General features: G+C 29.0%; 18 protein-coding genes. 12 read left to right on the top strand and 6 right to left on the bottom strand.

Annotation, left to right across the window (positions count from 1 at the left end; genetic code table 11):
• Positions 1–12 precede the first annotated feature (12 nt).
• From ybeY to MK851_RS01605, 3 genes are all read left to right on the top strand, one after another.
• Positions 13–429, top strand: a complete 417-nt coding sequence (gene ybeY, locus MK851_RS01615) for an rRNA maturation RNase YbeY (protein WP_320240864.1) — start codon at positions 13–15, stop codon at positions 427–429.
• A gap of 30 nt (positions 430–459) precedes the next feature.
• On the top strand, positions 460–2,337 hold the full coding sequence (gene mnmG, locus MK851_RS01610) for a tRNA uridine-5-carboxymethylaminomethyl(34) synthesis enzyme MnmG (protein ID WP_320240862.1): 1,878 nt from the start codon (positions 460–462) through the stop codon (positions 2,335–2,337).
• 119 nt (positions 2,338–2,456) lie between these two features.
• Positions 2,457–3,314: a class I SAM-dependent methyltransferase gene (locus MK851_RS01605; RefSeq protein WP_320240860.1), complete on the top strand. Its 858-nt coding sequence runs from the start codon at positions 2,457–2,459 to the stop codon at positions 3,312–3,314.
• A 143-nt stretch (positions 3,315–3,457) separates the two neighbouring features.
• Here the strand turns inward: MK851_RS01605 and MK851_RS01600 are convergent, their stop codons facing one another.
• A complete protein-coding gene (locus MK851_RS01600) occupies positions 3,458–3,856 on the bottom strand; it encodes a DoxX family membrane protein (protein WP_303504928.1) in 399 nt (132 codons plus the stop codon).
• Between the two features lie 131 nt (positions 3,857–3,987).
• Here MK851_RS01600 and MK851_RS01595 point away from each other — a divergent pair, with 131 nt between their 5' ends.
• Together MK851_RS01595 and MK851_RS01590 are read left to right on the top strand one after the other, a co-directional pair.
• Positions 3,988–4,914 carry an SPFH domain-containing protein gene (locus MK851_RS01595; protein WP_303504926.1) on the top strand — a complete coding sequence of 309 codons (927 nt, stop codon included), beginning with the start codon at positions 3,988–3,990 and terminating at the stop codon, positions 4,912–4,914.
• A gap of 1 nt (position 4,915) precedes the next feature.
• Positions 4,916–5,233 carry a heavy metal-binding domain-containing protein gene (locus MK851_RS01590; RefSeq protein WP_303504924.1) on the top strand — a complete coding sequence of 106 codons (318 nt, stop codon included), beginning with the start codon at positions 4,916–4,918 and terminating at the stop codon, positions 5,231–5,233.
• A 61-nt stretch (positions 5,234–5,294) separates the two neighbouring features.
• Here MK851_RS01590 and MK851_RS01585 read toward each other — a convergent pair whose 3' ends face one another.
• From MK851_RS01585 to rnr, 3 genes are all read right to left on the bottom strand, one after another.
• Positions 5,295–5,492 (bottom strand): twin-arginine translocase TatA/TatE family subunit, encoded by a 198-nt coding sequence (locus MK851_RS01585; RefSeq protein ID WP_115899639.1) that lies wholly within the window; start codon positions 5,490–5,492, stop codon positions 5,295–5,297.
• 33 nt (positions 5,493–5,525) lie between these two features.
• A complete protein-coding gene (locus tag MK851_RS01580) occupies positions 5,526–6,203 on the bottom strand; it encodes a head GIN domain-containing protein (RefSeq protein WP_320240854.1) in 678 nt (225 codons plus the stop codon).
• A gap of 90 nt (positions 6,204–6,293) precedes the next feature.
• A complete protein-coding gene (gene rnr, locus MK851_RS01575; RefSeq protein WP_320240852.1) occupies positions 6,294–8,489 on the bottom strand; it encodes a ribonuclease R in 2,196 nt (731 codons plus the stop codon).
• Between the two features lie 116 nt (positions 8,490–8,605).
• Here rnr and MK851_RS01570 point away from each other — a divergent pair, with 116 nt between their 5' ends.
• The 5 genes from MK851_RS01570 (at position 8,606) to MK851_RS01550 (ending at position 11,305) form a co-directional block, all read left to right on the top strand.
• The gene (locus tag MK851_RS01570; protein ID WP_320240850.1) at positions 8,606–9,364 is read left to right on the top strand and encodes a diacylglycerol kinase family lipid kinase; all 759 of its coding nucleotides are present in this window, start codon (positions 8,606–8,608) and stop codon (positions 9,362–9,364) included.
• A gap of 28 nt (positions 9,365–9,392) precedes the next feature.
• Positions 9,393–9,515: a hypothetical protein gene (locus MK851_RS01565; RefSeq protein ID WP_320240848.1), complete on the top strand. Its 123-nt coding sequence runs from the start codon at positions 9,393–9,395 to the stop codon at positions 9,513–9,515.
• A gap of 75 nt (positions 9,516–9,590) precedes the next feature.
• Positions 9,591–9,758, top strand: coding sequence for a hypothetical protein (locus MK851_RS01560; RefSeq protein ID WP_170136987.1), 168 nt, complete (start codon positions 9,591–9,593; stop codon positions 9,756–9,758).
• A gap of 672 nt (positions 9,759–10,430) precedes the next feature.
• Positions 10,431–10,865: a ribose 5-phosphate isomerase B gene (gene rpiB, locus MK851_RS01555; RefSeq protein ID WP_303504910.1), complete on the top strand. Its 435-nt coding sequence runs from the start codon at positions 10,431–10,433 to the stop codon at positions 10,863–10,865.
• Positions 10,865–11,305: a GNAT family N-acetyltransferase gene (locus tag MK851_RS01550; protein WP_320240843.1), complete on the top strand. Its 441-nt coding sequence runs from the start codon at positions 10,865–10,867 to the stop codon at positions 11,303–11,305. The genes rpiB and MK851_RS01550 overlap by 1 nt, the downstream gene beginning before the upstream one ends.
• Here MK851_RS01550 and MK851_RS01545 read toward each other — a convergent pair.
• Both MK851_RS01545 and MK851_RS01540 read right to left on the bottom strand, forming a co-directional pair.
• Entirely contained in the window at positions 11,302–12,888 is a 1,587-nt protein-coding gene (locus MK851_RS01545; RefSeq protein WP_320240841.1) for a T9SS type B sorting domain-containing protein, read from the bottom strand. The genes MK851_RS01550 and MK851_RS01545 overlap by 4 nt on opposite strands.
• A 30-nt stretch (positions 12,889–12,918) precedes the next feature.
• On the bottom strand, positions 12,919–13,494 hold the full coding sequence (locus MK851_RS01540) for a pseudouridine synthase (protein WP_320240839.1): 576 nt from the start codon (positions 13,492–13,494) through the stop codon (positions 12,919–12,921).
• Between the two features lie 115 nt (positions 13,495–13,609).
• On the opposite strand from MK851_RS01540, the gene recA reads away from it, so the two are divergent.
• The gene (gene recA / locus MK851_RS01535; RefSeq protein ID WP_303504904.1) at positions 13,610–14,617 is read left to right on the top strand and encodes a recombinase RecA; all 1,008 of its coding nucleotides are present in this window, start codon (positions 13,610–13,612) and stop codon (positions 14,615–14,617) included.
• A gap of 129 nt (positions 14,618–14,746) precedes the next feature.
• The gene (locus MK851_RS01530) at positions 14,747–15,622 is read left to right on the top strand and encodes an AraC family transcriptional regulator (protein WP_303504902.1); all 876 of its coding nucleotides are present in this window, start codon (positions 14,747–14,749) and stop codon (positions 15,620–15,622) included.
• Positions 15,623–15,625: the final 3 nt, after the last annotated feature.

The raw sequence follows: 15,625 nt of genomic DNA, 5'->3' as shown, positions 1-15,625 counted from the left end.
TGATATAAAGAAATGATTGCATTTAATTACGAAACCGAGTTTCAATTAAACAATGAAGAAAACACTTCTAAATGGATACAAGAATGTATCGAAAAAGAAGGTTTTGAATTAGGAGAAATCAACTATATTTTTTGTGACGATGCCTATTTACATAAACTCAATATTGAGTTTTTACAACACGACACTTTAACTGATATTATCAGTTTTGATTATACGTTGGGTAAGTTAGTAGGGGGCGATATTTTTATTTCTATAGAAAGAGTAAATGATAATGCTAACGAGTTTGGTACTTCTTTTAAAGATGAATTACACCGAGTGATAATTCATGGTATTTTACATTATATGAAATACAAAGACAAGACTGAGAAAGAGAAGCAAATGATGCGCTCTAAGGAAAATGAATGTTTAGAAATTTTAGATAAAATATAAAAAAGTTCCACGTGGAACTGACTATAAAAAATGAGTTTAGTTAATACAACATACGATGTAATTGTAATAGGAGGTGGACATGCTGGAAGCGAAGCAGCTGCAGCAAGTGCAAACATGGGAGCACACACTTTGTTAATTACAATGAACTTACAAAACATTGCTCAGATGAGTTGTAATCCTGCTATGGGTGGAATTGCAAAAGGGCAAATAGTACGAGAAATTGATGCTTTAGGTGGTTATAGTGCTATTGTAACTGACAAGACAGCTATTCAGTTTAAAATGCTTAATAAATCAAAAGGACCTGCTATGTGGAGTCCAAGAGCTCAATCAGACAGGATGCAATTTGCAGAGTGTTGGAGAACGATGTTAGAGCAAACAGAAAATTTAGACTTTTATCAAGATTCTGTTAATGGATTATTGTTTGATGGAGATGCTATTACAGGTGTTAAAACTGCTTTAGGTTTAGAAATAAAAGCTAAAACAGTAATCGTAACAGCGGGTACTTTTTTAAATGGTTTAATTCATATTGGTGATAAAACTTTTGGTGGAGGTAGAGCAGGTGAAGGAGCTTCAACAGGTATTACTGAAGATTTAGTTGCGAAAGGCTTTGAAGCTGGTAGAATGAAAACTGGAACTCCTCCTCGTGTTGATGGACGCTCTTTAGATTATTCTAAAATGACGGAACAACCTGGTGATGATTCTCCAGAAAAATTCTCGTATTTACCTATTACAAAAACATTAACTAAGCAACGTTCTTGTTATCTTACTTACACCAATCCTGAAGTACATGATATACTTCGTGAAGGGTTTGAACGCTCGCCAATGTTTAATGGTAGAATTAAATCTACAGGACCTCGTTATTGTCCTTCAGTAGAAGATAAGATTAATCGTTTTGCAGAAAAGGAACGTCATCAGATTTTCGTAGAACCAGAAGGTTGGAATACAGTTGAAATTTATGTAAATGGTTTCTCAACATCTCTTCCAGAAGATATTCAAGATAAAGCTATTCGTTCTATCGCTGGTTTTGAAAACGTAAAGTTTTTTAGATACGGTTATGCCATCGAATATGATTATTTTCCACCAACACAATTAAAACATAATTTAGAAACTAAGTTAATTAATAACTTATTTTTCGCTGGACAAATAAACGGTACAACGGGTTATGAAGAAGCAGCTGCACAAGGTTTAATGGCAGGTGTAAATGCAGCCTTAAAAACTCAAAATAAAGAACCATTTATTTTAAAAAGGAGTGAAGCTTATATAGGTGTTTTAATTGATGATTTAATTACAAAAGGAACAGAAGAACCTTATCGAATGTTTACTTCTCGTGCAGAGTATAGAACTTTATTACGACAAGATAATGCTGATTTACGTCTTACTGAAAGATCTTATAAATTAGGATTAGCTTCACAAGAAAGAATGGATAGAGTAGAAGAGAAGCAAAACAAAACTCAAAGTTTAATAGATTTCATTACTAAATTAAGTATTACAAAAGAAGAGGTAAATCCTATTTTAGAGAATAAGAATTTAGCAACCATTAATCAATCTATGAAATTATATAAGATTGCTGCTAGACCACAATTATCTTTTTCAGATTTTAGATCGATTGATAAGCTTGAAAATTATATTCAAGAAAACGATATTGATGAAGAAATAATAGAGCAAGTTGAGATTCATTTAAAATACTCTGGCTACATCGAAAAAGAAAAGAATAATGCCGATAAATTAAATAGATTAGAAAACGTACCTATTCCTTCTACATTTGATTATAGTAAAGTAAAATCTTTGTCGTATGAAGCTAGAGAAAAGTTATCTAAAATACAACCTACTTCAATTTCACAAGCAAGTAGAATAAGTGGAGTATCACCAAGTGATATATCTGTACTACTTGTTTACATGGGTAGGTAAATTCTAATTTAGAGTTATAAAAAATAAAATGTTCCATGTGGAACGTTTTGTTTTTTATATGTATAATTGTCCGATAAAAAATAATGTTCCACAAGGAACACTCAACACATTTTATTAGTTTGATTACAGATAAAGAATTCTACAGGAACTTAAAACCTTTTTTAAACTGTATTGATCATACAGTATCAAAAGAAAGTTATGAGGTAATGAGGAATGAAGATTACAATATGTTGGTAACTTCACCTGTACCTAACAACTTAGAAAAATATTATGCTAGTGAAGATTATATTTCACACACAGATAGTAAAACTTCTCTTTTTGATAAAACATATCAGTTTGTAAAAAATTACACTTTAAAGAAAAAACTAAAATTGATTAACTCTTTTAATACAGAAGAAAAATCAATTTTAGATATTGGAGCAGGTACTGGTGATTTTTTAAAAGTATGTGAAAAAGATGGATGGAGAATTAATGGAGTAGAACCTTCTGAAAAAGCTAGAGATTTTGCTAAAAACAAAAACGTAAATCTTATAAAAGATATTTCTAAAATAGATAATAAGCAATTTGATGTTATTACACTTTGGCATGTATTAGAACACATTCCTAATTTAACAGAATATATACAACAACTTAAGTCTCTTTTAAAACCAAATGGATTTTTAATCATTGCTGTTCCTAATCATAAAAGTTTTGATGCAAAACACTACAAAGAATTTTGGGCTGCTTATGATGTTCCAAGACATTTATGGCATTTTTCAAAAACAGCTATTTCAAAAATATTTTTATTATTTGAAATGAGAGTTGAAAAAACACTTCCAATGAAGTTTGATTCATATTATGTTTCTTTATTATCAGAAAAATATAAAACAAAAAAATCAAGACCTATTCATGCTTTTTTAACAGGTTTAAAGTCAAATATGAAAGCAAAACGTTCTGGTGAATATTCTTCTTTAATTTACATCTTAAAAAGTAAGTAAAACTAAATTTAAAGCTATTTTAAGTAGTTTTAAACACTAAAACATACAAATACCTTATTAAAATTTAAAAACCTCTTAAAATTAGATTTTTAAGAGGTTTTTAAATAATAAATATTAATTATTTATTATGTTTTTAATAGTTTTTATCTATTTAATAAATATACGCCTAAAACTGCAATTATAAAGTAAACTGCTAAGGTCATCGCCCCTGCATAATCTTTTGCTAATCGTTGACCAATTAATAAAAAGATTAATGTTACTGCAGATAATTCTACACCAATTAAAGCGATGTTATGATTTCCTGTTGTTGATAAGTGGAAAATTCCAACAAACATTAATGCACCTGCTAATAATTCCATCACTAAAATAACGGCTAATAAAATTGGTACTGAATTTTTTAAAGGTGAATCTTTAAAGTGGCCTCTAATAAAAGACAAATTTCCTTTCCAGTCACTCACTTTATCAATTCCCGATTGTAAAAAAGTAACGATTAAAAAAAGTAAGATTAAAATTTCTGTTATGCTTTGTTGTATAAGTTCCATGTAATTGATTTTTTACAAATATAATTTTAAAAAAATAATTGTAACAATTATGAAAAAATTCGTCCTATAAATATCTACTATTAAGTAGTATCTTTATCAAAAAAATTACTAACATTTAAATATTAAAAACTATGTCAATTTACATGTATCCGGTTATTGCTATCGGGGTTATCGTTTTATTATCTTCATTTTTTATTGTTAAGCAACAAACCGCTGCGATTATTGAACGTTTTGGTCGTTTTCAAAACATCCGTCAATCTGGTTTACAATTAAAAGTTCCTATTGTAGATAGAATAGCAGGGAAATTAAGCTTAAAAATTCAGCAATTAGATGTAATAGTGGAAACAAAAACCTTAGACGATGTATTTGTTAAATTAAAAGTTTCTGTTCAATACAAAGTAATAAAAGATAAAGTGTATGATGCTTTTTATAAGCTAGATTATCCACATGATCAAATTACTTCTTATGTATTTGATGTAGTACGTGCAGAGGTACCTAAAATGCGTTTAGATGATGTATTTGTTAAGAAAGATGATATTGCAATCGCTGTTAAAACAGAATTGAATGATGCAATGATGGATTATGGTTATGATATTATAAAAACTTTAGTTACCGATATTGATCCTGATGCTCAAGTAAAAGCAGCTATGAACCGTATTAATGCAGCAGATAGAGAAAAAACTGCGGCTCAATATGAAGGTGATGCACAGCGTATTTTAATTGTTGAGAAAGCAAAAGCGGAAGCTGAAAGTAAACGTTTACAAGGACAAGGTATTGCTGATCAACGTCGTGAAATTGCCCGTGGATTAGAAGAATCTGTAGAAGTATTAAATAAGGTTGGTATTAATAGTCAAGAAGCTTCTGCTTTAATTGTTGTTACCCAGCACTATGATACATTACAATCTATTGGTGAAGAAACAAACAGTAACTTAATTTTATTACCTAATTCACCACAAGCGGGTAGTAATATGTTAAATGATATGGTAGCAAGCTTTACAGCTAGTAACCAAATAGGGGAAGCTATGAAAAAAGCTCAAGAGAAAAAAGACAAAGAATAATATGATATTATCAACTACACCTTTGTTAGAAAATAGACCTGCTAAAGAATATTTAGGTATTGTTACAGGTGAAACAATTATTGGTGCAAACATTTTTAAGGACTTTTTTGCTGGTATTAGAGATATAGTAGGAGGTAGGTCTGGTTCGTATGAAAAAGTTCTAAGAGAAGCTAAAGAAATAGCTTTAAAAGAAATGACTGAAAGAGCTCGTAGTTTAGGAGCAGATGCAGTCGTAGGAATTGACTTAGATTATGAAACTGTGGGTTCAAATGGTGGTATGCTAATGGTCACAGCCTCAGGTACTGCCATAAAAATATAACTAAATAAAAAACCGAAACATTAAATGTTTCGGTTTTTTTTATTTGTGATACGTACTAATCTTATTTTTTATCTTCTGCTTTATCAGTATTCTCTTCATCTTCATTTTTAGTAGCATCTTTAAATTCTTTGATACCTGTTCCTAAACCTCTCATTAATTCAGGTATTTTTCTACCTCCGAATAATAATAATACTAATGCAACGACAATAGCTATTTGCCATGGTCCAATCATGCCTAAAAATATAGTAAGTAAATTCATTTTTATTAAATTTTGCGCTACAAAGATACGAAATTAACTTCGGTGTTCAATTACTCCACCAATTACTTTTTTGTCTCTAAATACTTCTGGTTTACCTTTGTAAAAAATGGAACCTCCAAACGATACTTTAGCATCTAGTGTTTCTCCAGACTGTACTTCAACCTTAGAACCAGATCCAGCTTTTACAGTGGTCATTTGTTCTACTAATAATTTATATCCATGATACATTCCACCTAAATCAGCATTCACATTTTGATTCTTGGTTGTACCAGAAAGCTTAATAACAGCTCCTGAAGAACTTTTTACATTCAAATGCTTAACATGAACCACAAGATTGATAAAAGCCCCTTCTTGAGCTCTAATTTCAACTTTTTGTTGATTAATATCTTTTCCTGTAATTGTTGCTCCTTCATTTGCATCAATGATTGATAAAGTTTTATTGTAATATAACGTTGCTTTAACTTTACCATCGGCAGTAGTTTCTGGGAATCTTAATAATACTTTTAAGGTAGTTCCATCCAACTTAATTTTAACTTTATCTGTTTTTTCACCAGTAACTATTATTTTAGATTCATCAGATTTTACGAGTTTTAAATCTATGCCATTATACACTTTTACGATTGAAAAGTCTCCTAAATTTTTAGTTATAGTTGTTTGAGCTGATGCTAAAACGGTCATCAAAAACAAACTTAATATTGCTAACTTCTTCATAATTAATTCCATTAGTTAATTGAGTATAACCAATAATTATACCAATACTATAAAGGTAAATCTTAATTTTTATTGTTTAAACTGTACAAATTAGTGTGAAATCAAATTGAAATCAAGATGTTTACGTTCCAAATCGGTGTGTTTTACTTTTACTACTACTTCATCACCTAGTTGAATCATATTCTTAGTCGATTGTCCAATCACAGCATATTGTTTTTCGTCAAAGATATAATAATCATCCTTAATATCTTTGATTCTAACCATACCTTCACATTTATTAGATTTAATTTCAACATAAATTCCCCATTCGGTAACCCCAGAAATTACACCTTCAAACTCTTGATCTTTATGATCTTGCATGTATTTTACTTGCATGTATTTAATAGAATCTCTTTCGGCTTTAGAAGCTAATTCTTCCATTTTTGAAGAATGCTTACACTTTTCTTCATAAATTTCTGCTTTTGGTGAATTTCCTCCGTCTAAATAATGCTGTAATAAACGATGTGTCATTACGTCAGGATAACGACGAATAGGTGAGGTAAAGTGGCTATAATAATCAAATGCTAATCCGTAGTGACCAATATTTTGTGTAGTATATTCAGCTTTACTCATAGAACGTATTGCTAAAGTTTCTACCATATTAGCTTCCCCTTTACCATGAACGTCTGATAATAATTTATTTAAACTATCTGATGTTTTTTGGCGGTTTTCTGTATCTATTTTATATCCGAACTTGCTAACAATATTTTGTAATGATGCTAACTTTTCAACATCTGGTTCATCGTGTACTCGATACACAAATGTTTTCTTACTTGGTTTTCCACCAGAAAAACCTATGAACTCAGCAACTTTTTTATTTGCTAATAGCATAAATTCTTCGATTAGTTTATTGGCATCTTTTGCTTCCTTAAAGAAAACTCCAGTAGGATTTGCATTTTCGTCTAATTCGAATTTAACTTCAACTCTATCAAAAGAAATAGCTCCAGATTTCATACGTTTCTTACGCATCTTTTTTGCTAATTCATCTAATTTTAATGTAGCTTCAACAATATTTTCGTCAACTTCATAGGCTTCACCTGTTAAAGAAACATCAGCAGGTATAATATTATTTTTGTTTTCAATTATGGCTTGTGCTTCCTCATAAGCAAAACGCTTGTCTGAATAAGTAACTGTTCTTCCAAACCATTGGTTGATAACTTGTGCTTTCTCATTCATTTCAAATACGGCAGAAAAAGTCAATTTTTCTTCATTTGGTCGTAATGAACAAACTCCATTACTTAACATTTCTGGTAGCATTGGTACCACTCTGTCAACTAAATATACTGAAGTAGCACGATCGTAGGCTTCATCATCTAAAGTTGTCTTTGGTTGTAAGTAATGAGAAACATCTGCAATATGAATTCCTATTTCATAATTTCCATTTTCAAGTTTGGTAAATGATAAAGCGTCATCAAAATCTTTTGCATCTTTAGGATCGATAGTAAAAGTTAAATCACCACGCATATCTCTACGTTTAGAAATTTCTTCTTTAGTTATTTCTATCGGTAATTCTGAGGCTTCTTTTTCTACTTCTGTAGGAAATTCGTACGGTAAACCGTACTCTAGTAAAATAGAATGAATTTCAGTGTCATGGTCTCCTGGTCTTCCTAAAACTTGTGTAATTTTTCCAAACGGATTTTTAGAATTCTCAGGCCAATCAGTCATTGTAGCAACTACTTTATCACCATCTTTTGCACCATTAAGTTTACTTTGTGAAATAAAAATATCGGCATACATTTTATTGCTATCAGGTATCACAAATCCGAAGTTTTTATTCATTTGTAAAACACCAACAAATTCTGTTTTAGCTCTGTCTATAATTTCAACAACATCAGCTTCAAGTTTATTACTTCTACGTTTTTTATACACATAGGCTTTAACAGTATCGTTATGTAAGCCTTTTCCTAAGTTTACGGAAGGAACAAAAATATCGTGTTCAAAATCATCACAAATAAAATAAGCATTACCGTTAGAAGTAGCATCTAATGTACCAATATGATACTTACGATCTTCGTTTATTTGATATTTACCTCTGTCAACTTCTTTAATTTTTTGATTGGCTGTTAATTCAGCTAGTTTCTTAATAATCTGATTTTTACCGTCAGTATCAGAAACCTTCAATTTGGCAGCAATTTGCTTGTAATTATAATTTTTATTACTGTCTTCGTTAAGTATTTTGAAAATGTTTCGGGTAAGATCTTTAATTACTTTACCCTTTTTTTTGTAGATTTTTTTCTTTCTAGTCATTAATCTTTCGTCTTATTAAATTTTCAACCAAAGTACAAATAAAATTAATGCTAGTAATTTAAATAACTGTTATAAATTCATTTCGTACTTTTCCATTCTTTATTTAAAGTATTTGTATGAATAATTCTTGGTTTGTTATTGTTAATCCTGCAGCTGGTAATGGTAATTTTAATAAATATTGGTCTGAAATTCAGCAGGGATTAAAAGCAAATGATATTACTTATGAATATGTTAAAACTGAGTATTCAAATCATGAAAAAATAATTGTTCAACAAGCTATTAATAAAGGGTATAAAAAAATAATTTCAGTAGGTGGTGATGGTACTTTACATCATATTATTAATGGAATTATGACACAAAATACTATTAATTCAAAAGAAATAACTGTTGCTGTAATACCTTTAGGTACTGGTAATGATTGGATTAAAACCTATACTACTCCTAAAAATGTAAAAGCAGCTATTAATTTAATTAAACAGGAAAAAACCATTTTTCAAGACATCGGTTACTTGGAATTATCAGATATTACTTCTTACTTTAATAATGTTGCAGGCATTGGTTATGACGGATATGTTGTTAATAAGTTGAATAAATTGAAAAGATTTGGACCTATAGCGTATTTAGTTAGTGGAATAGCAGGTTTATTACTCTATAAAAAAACTACTTTTAAAGTAGACATTGACAAAAAATCTATTAAAACTAAGTGTTTAATGACTTTGTTTGGTATTTGTAAGTATTCTGCTGGAGGTATGCAATTAACTGATTATAAAAACTCTAATAATGGATTATTTGATATAACAATAGCTAAAAATCTATCTTTTTTGGATTTTTTTTTCTATAAAAAAATTATACAACAGAAAAATTCTTCAGCATAAAAAAGTAGAAACATATACTTCAAAATCATTGTTAATAACTCCAAAAAACAGAAAGAATCTTCCTTATATTCAGGCAGATGGAGAGTTAATAGGTAAAGGAAAAGTAAGAGTTAGTATTATTAAAAGTGCTGTTCGAATAGTAGTTCCTTAAAAAGTTAAAAAAAACTTAAAGAAATTGTAACGTTTCTTAAACTCATACGTCTTTATAATAAGAAAGTCGTTATAAATGAAAAACTTACGCAAAATAATAGCGCTGTTTATTTTTATATTTATTACAGGAATTATCGTAACTGTAGTAAGTATTAATACGACTTTGAATAAAAAAACTCCTTCTGAAGTAGTTAAAGCTAAAGACACTCTTAACCTTATCAAAGCTTATAAAAAAGCCGTTTAAAGCACTTCTTTACATTTATTACCACTTATCAACAAACGTAGCATTAATACCTTATTTTTTGCAATTTGCCTACTAGAAACACAGAAAGGATTCTAATTTATTTAATCTCTCATATTACAAGTAAATTATTTAAAGTTCAAAAAAACTGTTGTTAACATATTATATAATATATATAAAAGATTTTTAAAATTTAAAAAAAGAAATGATTGTTATAATAGTGTGTTAATATGTAGCATAAAAAGTAGATTTTATTTTTGGTAAAGTGACTTATTAAAATAAATAAACAAGTTATTAGTTGAATAAAATCTTAAAAATCAACTACAAAATGGAGTTATTAACAAAAGTTATAAACAGCAATTCACTAAAAATTATGAATAGTTAATTTCATTTTAAATGTAAAGAAAGGGTTAATTTTATGTTGATAAATGTTCATTAAAATCTCAAAAAAAAAGTTGCATAATTAATTCTTGTTCTTGTATTGTAAAAAATATCTAGAAAATCAAATTTTCTTTTCAGAATCTATTACTAGTTCTTAACAATTTGGTAATACAGTTTAACCCCTTAATTTTAAAGAGGTTATTAAGAATGCTAAAAAAAGCATTGTTAATTACTGTTGATAACCGTGAATAACTGTATTTTTGTAGCTCACAACTGAATTAAAATCAACAAATTATGACAATCGCTGTAGGAAATGATCACGCAGGTACCGAATACAAATTTGAAATAGTTAACCTATTAGAAGAATTAGGACATAAGGTAATTAACTTTGGTACAAATGAAACCGATAGTATGGATTATCCAGATACCATTCACCCTACTGCTGAAGCTGTTGAAACTGGTCAAGCTGAAATGGGTATTATTTTATGTGGAAGTGGCAACGGAGCGCAAATGACAGCTAATAAACATCAGGGTGTAAGAGCTGCTTTATGTTGGAATAATGAATTAGTTGAATTAACACGTCAACATAACGATGCTAATATTTTAACGATTCCTGCTCGTTTTGTATCGTTACAACAAGCCTTAGGGTTTGTTAAAATATTCTTATCTACCGAATTTGAAGGTGGTCGTCATGCTAATAGAGTAAATAAAATAGCTTGTGATTGCTAATGGAATTTAAAGTTAAAAATTTTCAAGAATTAACAACTTCAGAACTGTATGAATTACTTCAATTACGTTCTGAAGTTTTTGTTGTTGAACAAGATTGTGTATATCAAGATGTTGATGGTAAAGATCAAAAAGCTTTACATGTTATAGGTGTAAAAGAAGGTAAAATTATAGCCTACACACGATTATTTAACAGTGGTGAATATTTTGATACACCTAGTATTGGTAGGCTAGTAATAAAGGAAACCGAACGTAAATATGGTTATGGACATAATTTAATTAAAGCTTCTATCAAAGCTATTGTTGATAACTATAATGAAACAACTATTACCATTTCTGCGCAAACGTATTTACAGAAATTCTATGAATCTCACGGTTTTAAACAAGTAGGTGAAGGATATTTGGAAGATGGAATTCCGCATATAAGAATGGTTAGAAACTAGTTTCTAATTAAAGCAAAAGCTCCATTTTTAGTTTCTCCATTAGTAAAAATTATTTGATACCAGTATGTATTACTAGGTAATGGTAATCCATTGCATAAACCATCCCAACCAATAGTATTTGCTTTAATCTTACTTACCATTTTACCAAATCTATCAGTAATATAAATATTTTTAATAAGATTGTTATTAGCGTTTACAACCCAAGTATCATTATTTCCATCGTTATTAGGTGTAAAGAAATTTGGTATAGTAATATCTTTTTGTTCAATGGTGATAGTAAAACTACTTTCATTATTACAATTTAAATTGGCTGGATTAGCATTATAAATAAAAATTGTTTGAGATTTATTTATAATATCTCCAGAGATTAATTGATTTCCATTACCTCCAGATTCAGTATAATAATTTCCGTTTGTTAGATTAGGTAAAGTAAATTCATTAAAAGCAAAAACATCATTTAAAATATCAACATCAGGTGAATTATTAATAGTAATCTGAAAAGAGGATTCATTAAAACAAGAAGGATTGTTAGGATCTTCATTGTAAATAAAAATTGTTTGTGATGAAGTTATAATATCTCCCGAATTTAATTGATTTCCATTTCCTCCACTTTGTGTATAATATTTACCATTAGATAAATTAGGTAAAGAGTAATTATCACAGGTAATAACATCATTTAAAGTATTTACTGTAATAGTACATGTAGTTTGGTTACATTTGTTTATATCTTCTTTAAAAACCGTATTATCGTCTATTTGAGTCCAGTTTACTGTACTGTAGTTAGCATTATCAACTAAAACACAAGTAAGGTTGGGGTTATATCTTAAATCAAAACTATTTGACAAAATATTAGTGTTGTTATTGTTTCTTATATCAACATTAGTTAATTGATTGTATCTACAGTTTAAAAATGTTAGTTCTTTATTATTAATTAAATTTAATTCTTTAATAGAGTTATTAAAACAATCTAATCTTGCTAATTTTAAATTATTACTCAAATCTAAACTTGATATTTTATTAAAATAAATATCCAACCAATATAAATCAGGATTGTTAGAAGTATTTAGTTGGGTAAGATTATTACTTGAACAACTTAAAAACCTTAATTTAAGATTATTTGAAATATCTAACACACTAAGGTTGTTACCATAAATAACAAAGTGTTCTAAATTAATATTCTTAGTAACATTTATACTAGAAAGTTTTGAATCATTAACAGAAAGAAATTTTATTAAAGTATTATTTTTTATATCTAATGTATTTAGATTACTTGCACCACAAATCAAGGTTTCTATTTTTATAAGTTTACTAACATCAATATTGGTAAAAAAATTATCAGAACAATCCAAGTATGTTAAAGAAACAAAATCTTGAATACCAGTCATATCACTAATATTCTTATTTTCTATATCTAATTTTTTTATTGTTTCAATATTACTAGTTAACACATAGTCATCTAAAGGACCAGAATCATATCCAAGGTTTATTAACTCTTGTTCAAAATTATCATCGGGTACATAAGTATTTTGTGAATAAGAAAATAAAGTAAAAAAGAAAAGAAAGAGGGTTATATATTTTTTCATAGCTTTTTATAAAGCTGTAAAAATAATAAACTAAATCAATTCCTCAACCTCTTTAACTTCACCAGAATCCATTTCACCTAATGCAATATCACCCACGCGAACTCGTACCAAACGTAGGGTAGGAAATCCCACTGCAGAAGTCATTTTACGTACTTGTCTAAATTTTCCTTCCGTTAAGGTAACTGATATCCAAGGTGTAGGACCATGACGAGCATCGCGAATTTTTTTAGAGCGTTCAGGAAAATTAGGAGTATCAATCATCTTAACCTTACAAGATTTAGTCATGTATTTTTTTCCATCAAATCCAATTTCTACTCCTTTTTGTAATTGTTTAACAGCTTCAAATGTAATTGCTCCATCAACTTGCACATAATACTCTTTTTCAACCTTGCCTCTTGTGGTAATAAAATCACTTACTTTTCCATCGGTAGTTAATAATAATAATCCTTCTGATTTTACATCTAATCTACCGACAGCCATAGTTCCTTCAGGAAAATTAAATAGTTCTCCTAACAATTTATGTCTACCACCTTTTTTTTGATTGGTAATAAATTGCGATAAGAAACCATATGGTTTGTAAATCATGAAGTGACGATGGGTTGGCATCTTTTCTTTTTTTAAGAAGCACAATATTACAAAATGTAACATAAAAAGATAGGATATTAAAGCTAGTTTTTCATAACTTAGCCGTTCTTATTACTTAAAATAATTAGCACGATTTATGGCAGCAGATAAAGAAAAAGAAGCGAAATTAAAAGCGCTTCAACTTACACTAGATAAGTTAGATAAAACGTACGGTAAAGGAACCGTAATGAAGTTAGGAGATAGCCAAGTAGAAGATGTAGATGCAATATCGTCAGGTTCTTTAGGATTAGATTTAGCCTTAGGAGTAGGAGGGTATCCTCGTGGAAGAATTATAGAAATTTATGGACCAGAATCATCAGGTAAAACAACATTAACCATACATGCCATTGCAGAAGCTCAAAAAGCAGGAGGAATTGCTGCTTTTATTGATGCAGAGCATGCTTTTGATCGTTTTTATGCTGAAAGTTTAGGCGTTGATGTTGATAACTTAATTATTTCTCAACCAGATCATGGTGAACAAGCTTTAGAAATTGCTGATAATTTAATTCGTTCAGGTGCTATTGATATTGTGGTAATTGACTCGGTTGCAGCTTTAACACCAAAATCTGAGATTGAAGGTGAAATGGGGGATTCTAAAATGGGACTTCATGCACGTTTAATGTCACAAGCCTTACGTAAATTAACAGGAACAATTAGTAAAACTAACTGTACGGTATTTTTCATTAACCAGTTACGTGAAAAGATTGGAGTTATGTTTGGTAACCCTGAAACAACTACTGGTGGTAACGCTTTAAAATTCTATGCATCGGTTCGTTTAGATATTCGTCGTAGAACACAAATTAAAGATGGTGATAAGGTAATTGGTAACAGTACCAAGGTTAAGATTGTAAAAAATAAAGTAGCACCACCATTTCAAATGGCTGAGTTTGATATTATGTATGGAGCTGGAATATCAAAAGTTGGTGAAGTATTAGATATTGGTGTAGATTACGGAATTATAAAGAAAAGTGGTTCGTGGTTTAGCTACGGAGATACTAAATTAGGTCAGGGTAGAGATGCTGTAAAAGGTGTTATTAAAGACAACCCGGAACTAATGGAAGAGTTAGAAAATAAAATAAAAGATGCTATTGAAAACCAAGATTAAGATTTAAATTAAAAAGTTCTAACTATTACTAAAAAGCTGTTGAAATATTTCAACAGCTTTTTTTTTGTAAATTAAATGTTGTCAATTTAAGACAAAAGTAAAACACTAATCCTAGCATAAATTTGCATTGTGGAAACAAAAGAATTCTATAAAAACCGGTTACAGCAAGTTGTTTCTTATTTACGATCTAAATACAATGAAAAAATTTCTATTAAAGAGCTTGAAGAGTTTTCAAACTTTTCATACAGAAATCTTCAAAGGGTATTTAAAGCATACTATAAAGAAACTATAGGAGCTTATGTTACAAGAATAAAGGTAGAAAACGGTGCTAAAATGTTAGTGTACTCTTCTACAGAAATTAAATTAATAGCTGAAGAAGTAGGATATTCTGATGTACAAACATTTAGTAAATCATTTAAAAATCATTTCGGAATTTCGCCAGCAAAGTATAGAAATAAAAAAGAAGAATTATTTCAAAAAAAGAATCAAATAAATATAGAAATTATGCCTTTTTTTGAAGAAAAAATTACTGTTTTACCCACAAAAAAAGTACTATATACTACTTTTAAAGGAGATTATAATAGTACAAAGTTAACTACTATTTGGGATGAGTTTTTAGAAGAAGCATCTGCACAAAATATAAATATTAATACAGCTGAATGTTTTGGAATTATATGGGACGAACCTAGTATTTCAGAAGCTATAAACTATGATTACGATGCTTGTATTGAAGTTAATTTTACAGAAAAAATACCTCAAAAAAAATTTAAGGTAAAAACTATTCCAGAACAATGTTATGCCGTATTTACACATGTTGGGTCGTATCAAAGTATTTCTAAAACGTATGACAAAATTTTTACAAGGTGGTTATTTACTACAAATTTTGAAGTTTCAGAAAAACCATTTATTGAAAAATATATAAAACATGAAGGAAATACAAATAATGAAAGTGAATTTGAAACAGAAATTTATATACCTTTAAAAAAGACGATTTCACAACACTAACAA

This window comes from Tenacibaculum sp. 1B UA (genome assembly GCF_033978845.1).
Taxonomy (GTDB): domain Bacteria; phylum Bacteroidota; class Bacteroidia; order Flavobacteriales; family Flavobacteriaceae; genus Polaribacter.
Note: the sequence above shows the minus strand (reverse complement) of the source record. Positions and strands in the feature narration are given on the sequence as shown.

Coding starts and splice junctions, on each gene's coding strand:
- ybeY (WP_320240864.1), top strand. CDS start 13: ATGATTGCATTTAATTACGAAACCGAGTTTCAATTAAACAATGAAGAA.
- mnmG (WP_320240862.1), top strand. CDS start 460: ATGAGTTTAGTTAATACAACATACGATGTAATTGTAATAGGAGGTGGA.
- MK851_RS01600 (WP_303504928.1), bottom strand. CDS start 3,856: ATGGAACTTATACAACAAAGCATAACAGAAATTTTAATCTTACTTTTT.
- MK851_RS01595 (WP_303504926.1), top strand. CDS start 3,988: ATGTCAATTTACATGTATCCGGTTATTGCTATCGGGGTTATCGTTTTA.
- MK851_RS01590 (WP_303504924.1), top strand. CDS start 4,916: ATGATATTATCAACTACACCTTTGTTAGAAAATAGACCTGCTAAAGAA.
- MK851_RS01585 (WP_115899639.1), bottom strand. CDS start 5,492: ATGAATTTACTTACTATATTTTTAGGCATGATTGGACCATGGCAAATA.
- MK851_RS01580 (WP_320240854.1), bottom strand. CDS start 6,203: ATGAAGAAGTTAGCAATATTAAGTTTGTTTTTGATGACCGTTTTAGCA.
- rnr (WP_320240852.1), bottom strand. CDS start 8,489: ATGACTAGAAAGAAAAAAATCTACAAAAAAAAGGGTAAAGTAATTAAA.
- MK851_RS01570 (WP_320240850.1), top strand. CDS start 8,606: ATGAATAATTCTTGGTTTGTTATTGTTAATCCTGCAGCTGGTAATGGT.
- MK851_RS01560 (WP_170136987.1), top strand. CDS start 9,591: ATGAAAAACTTACGCAAAATAATAGCGCTGTTTATTTTTATATTTATT.
- rpiB (WP_303504910.1), top strand. CDS start 10,431: ATGACAATCGCTGTAGGAAATGATCACGCAGGTACCGAATACAAATTT.
- MK851_RS01550 (WP_320240843.1), top strand. CDS start 10,865: ATGGAATTTAAAGTTAAAAATTTTCAAGAATTAACAACTTCAGAACTG.
- MK851_RS01545 (WP_320240841.1), bottom strand. CDS start 12,888: ATGAAAAAATATATAACCCTCTTTCTTTTCTTTTTTACTTTATTTTCT.
- MK851_RS01540 (WP_320240839.1), bottom strand. CDS start 13,494: ATGCCAACCCATCGTCACTTCATGATTTACAAACCATATGGTTTCTTA.
- recA (WP_303504904.1), top strand. CDS start 13,610: ATGGCAGCAGATAAAGAAAAAGAAGCGAAATTAAAAGCGCTTCAACTT.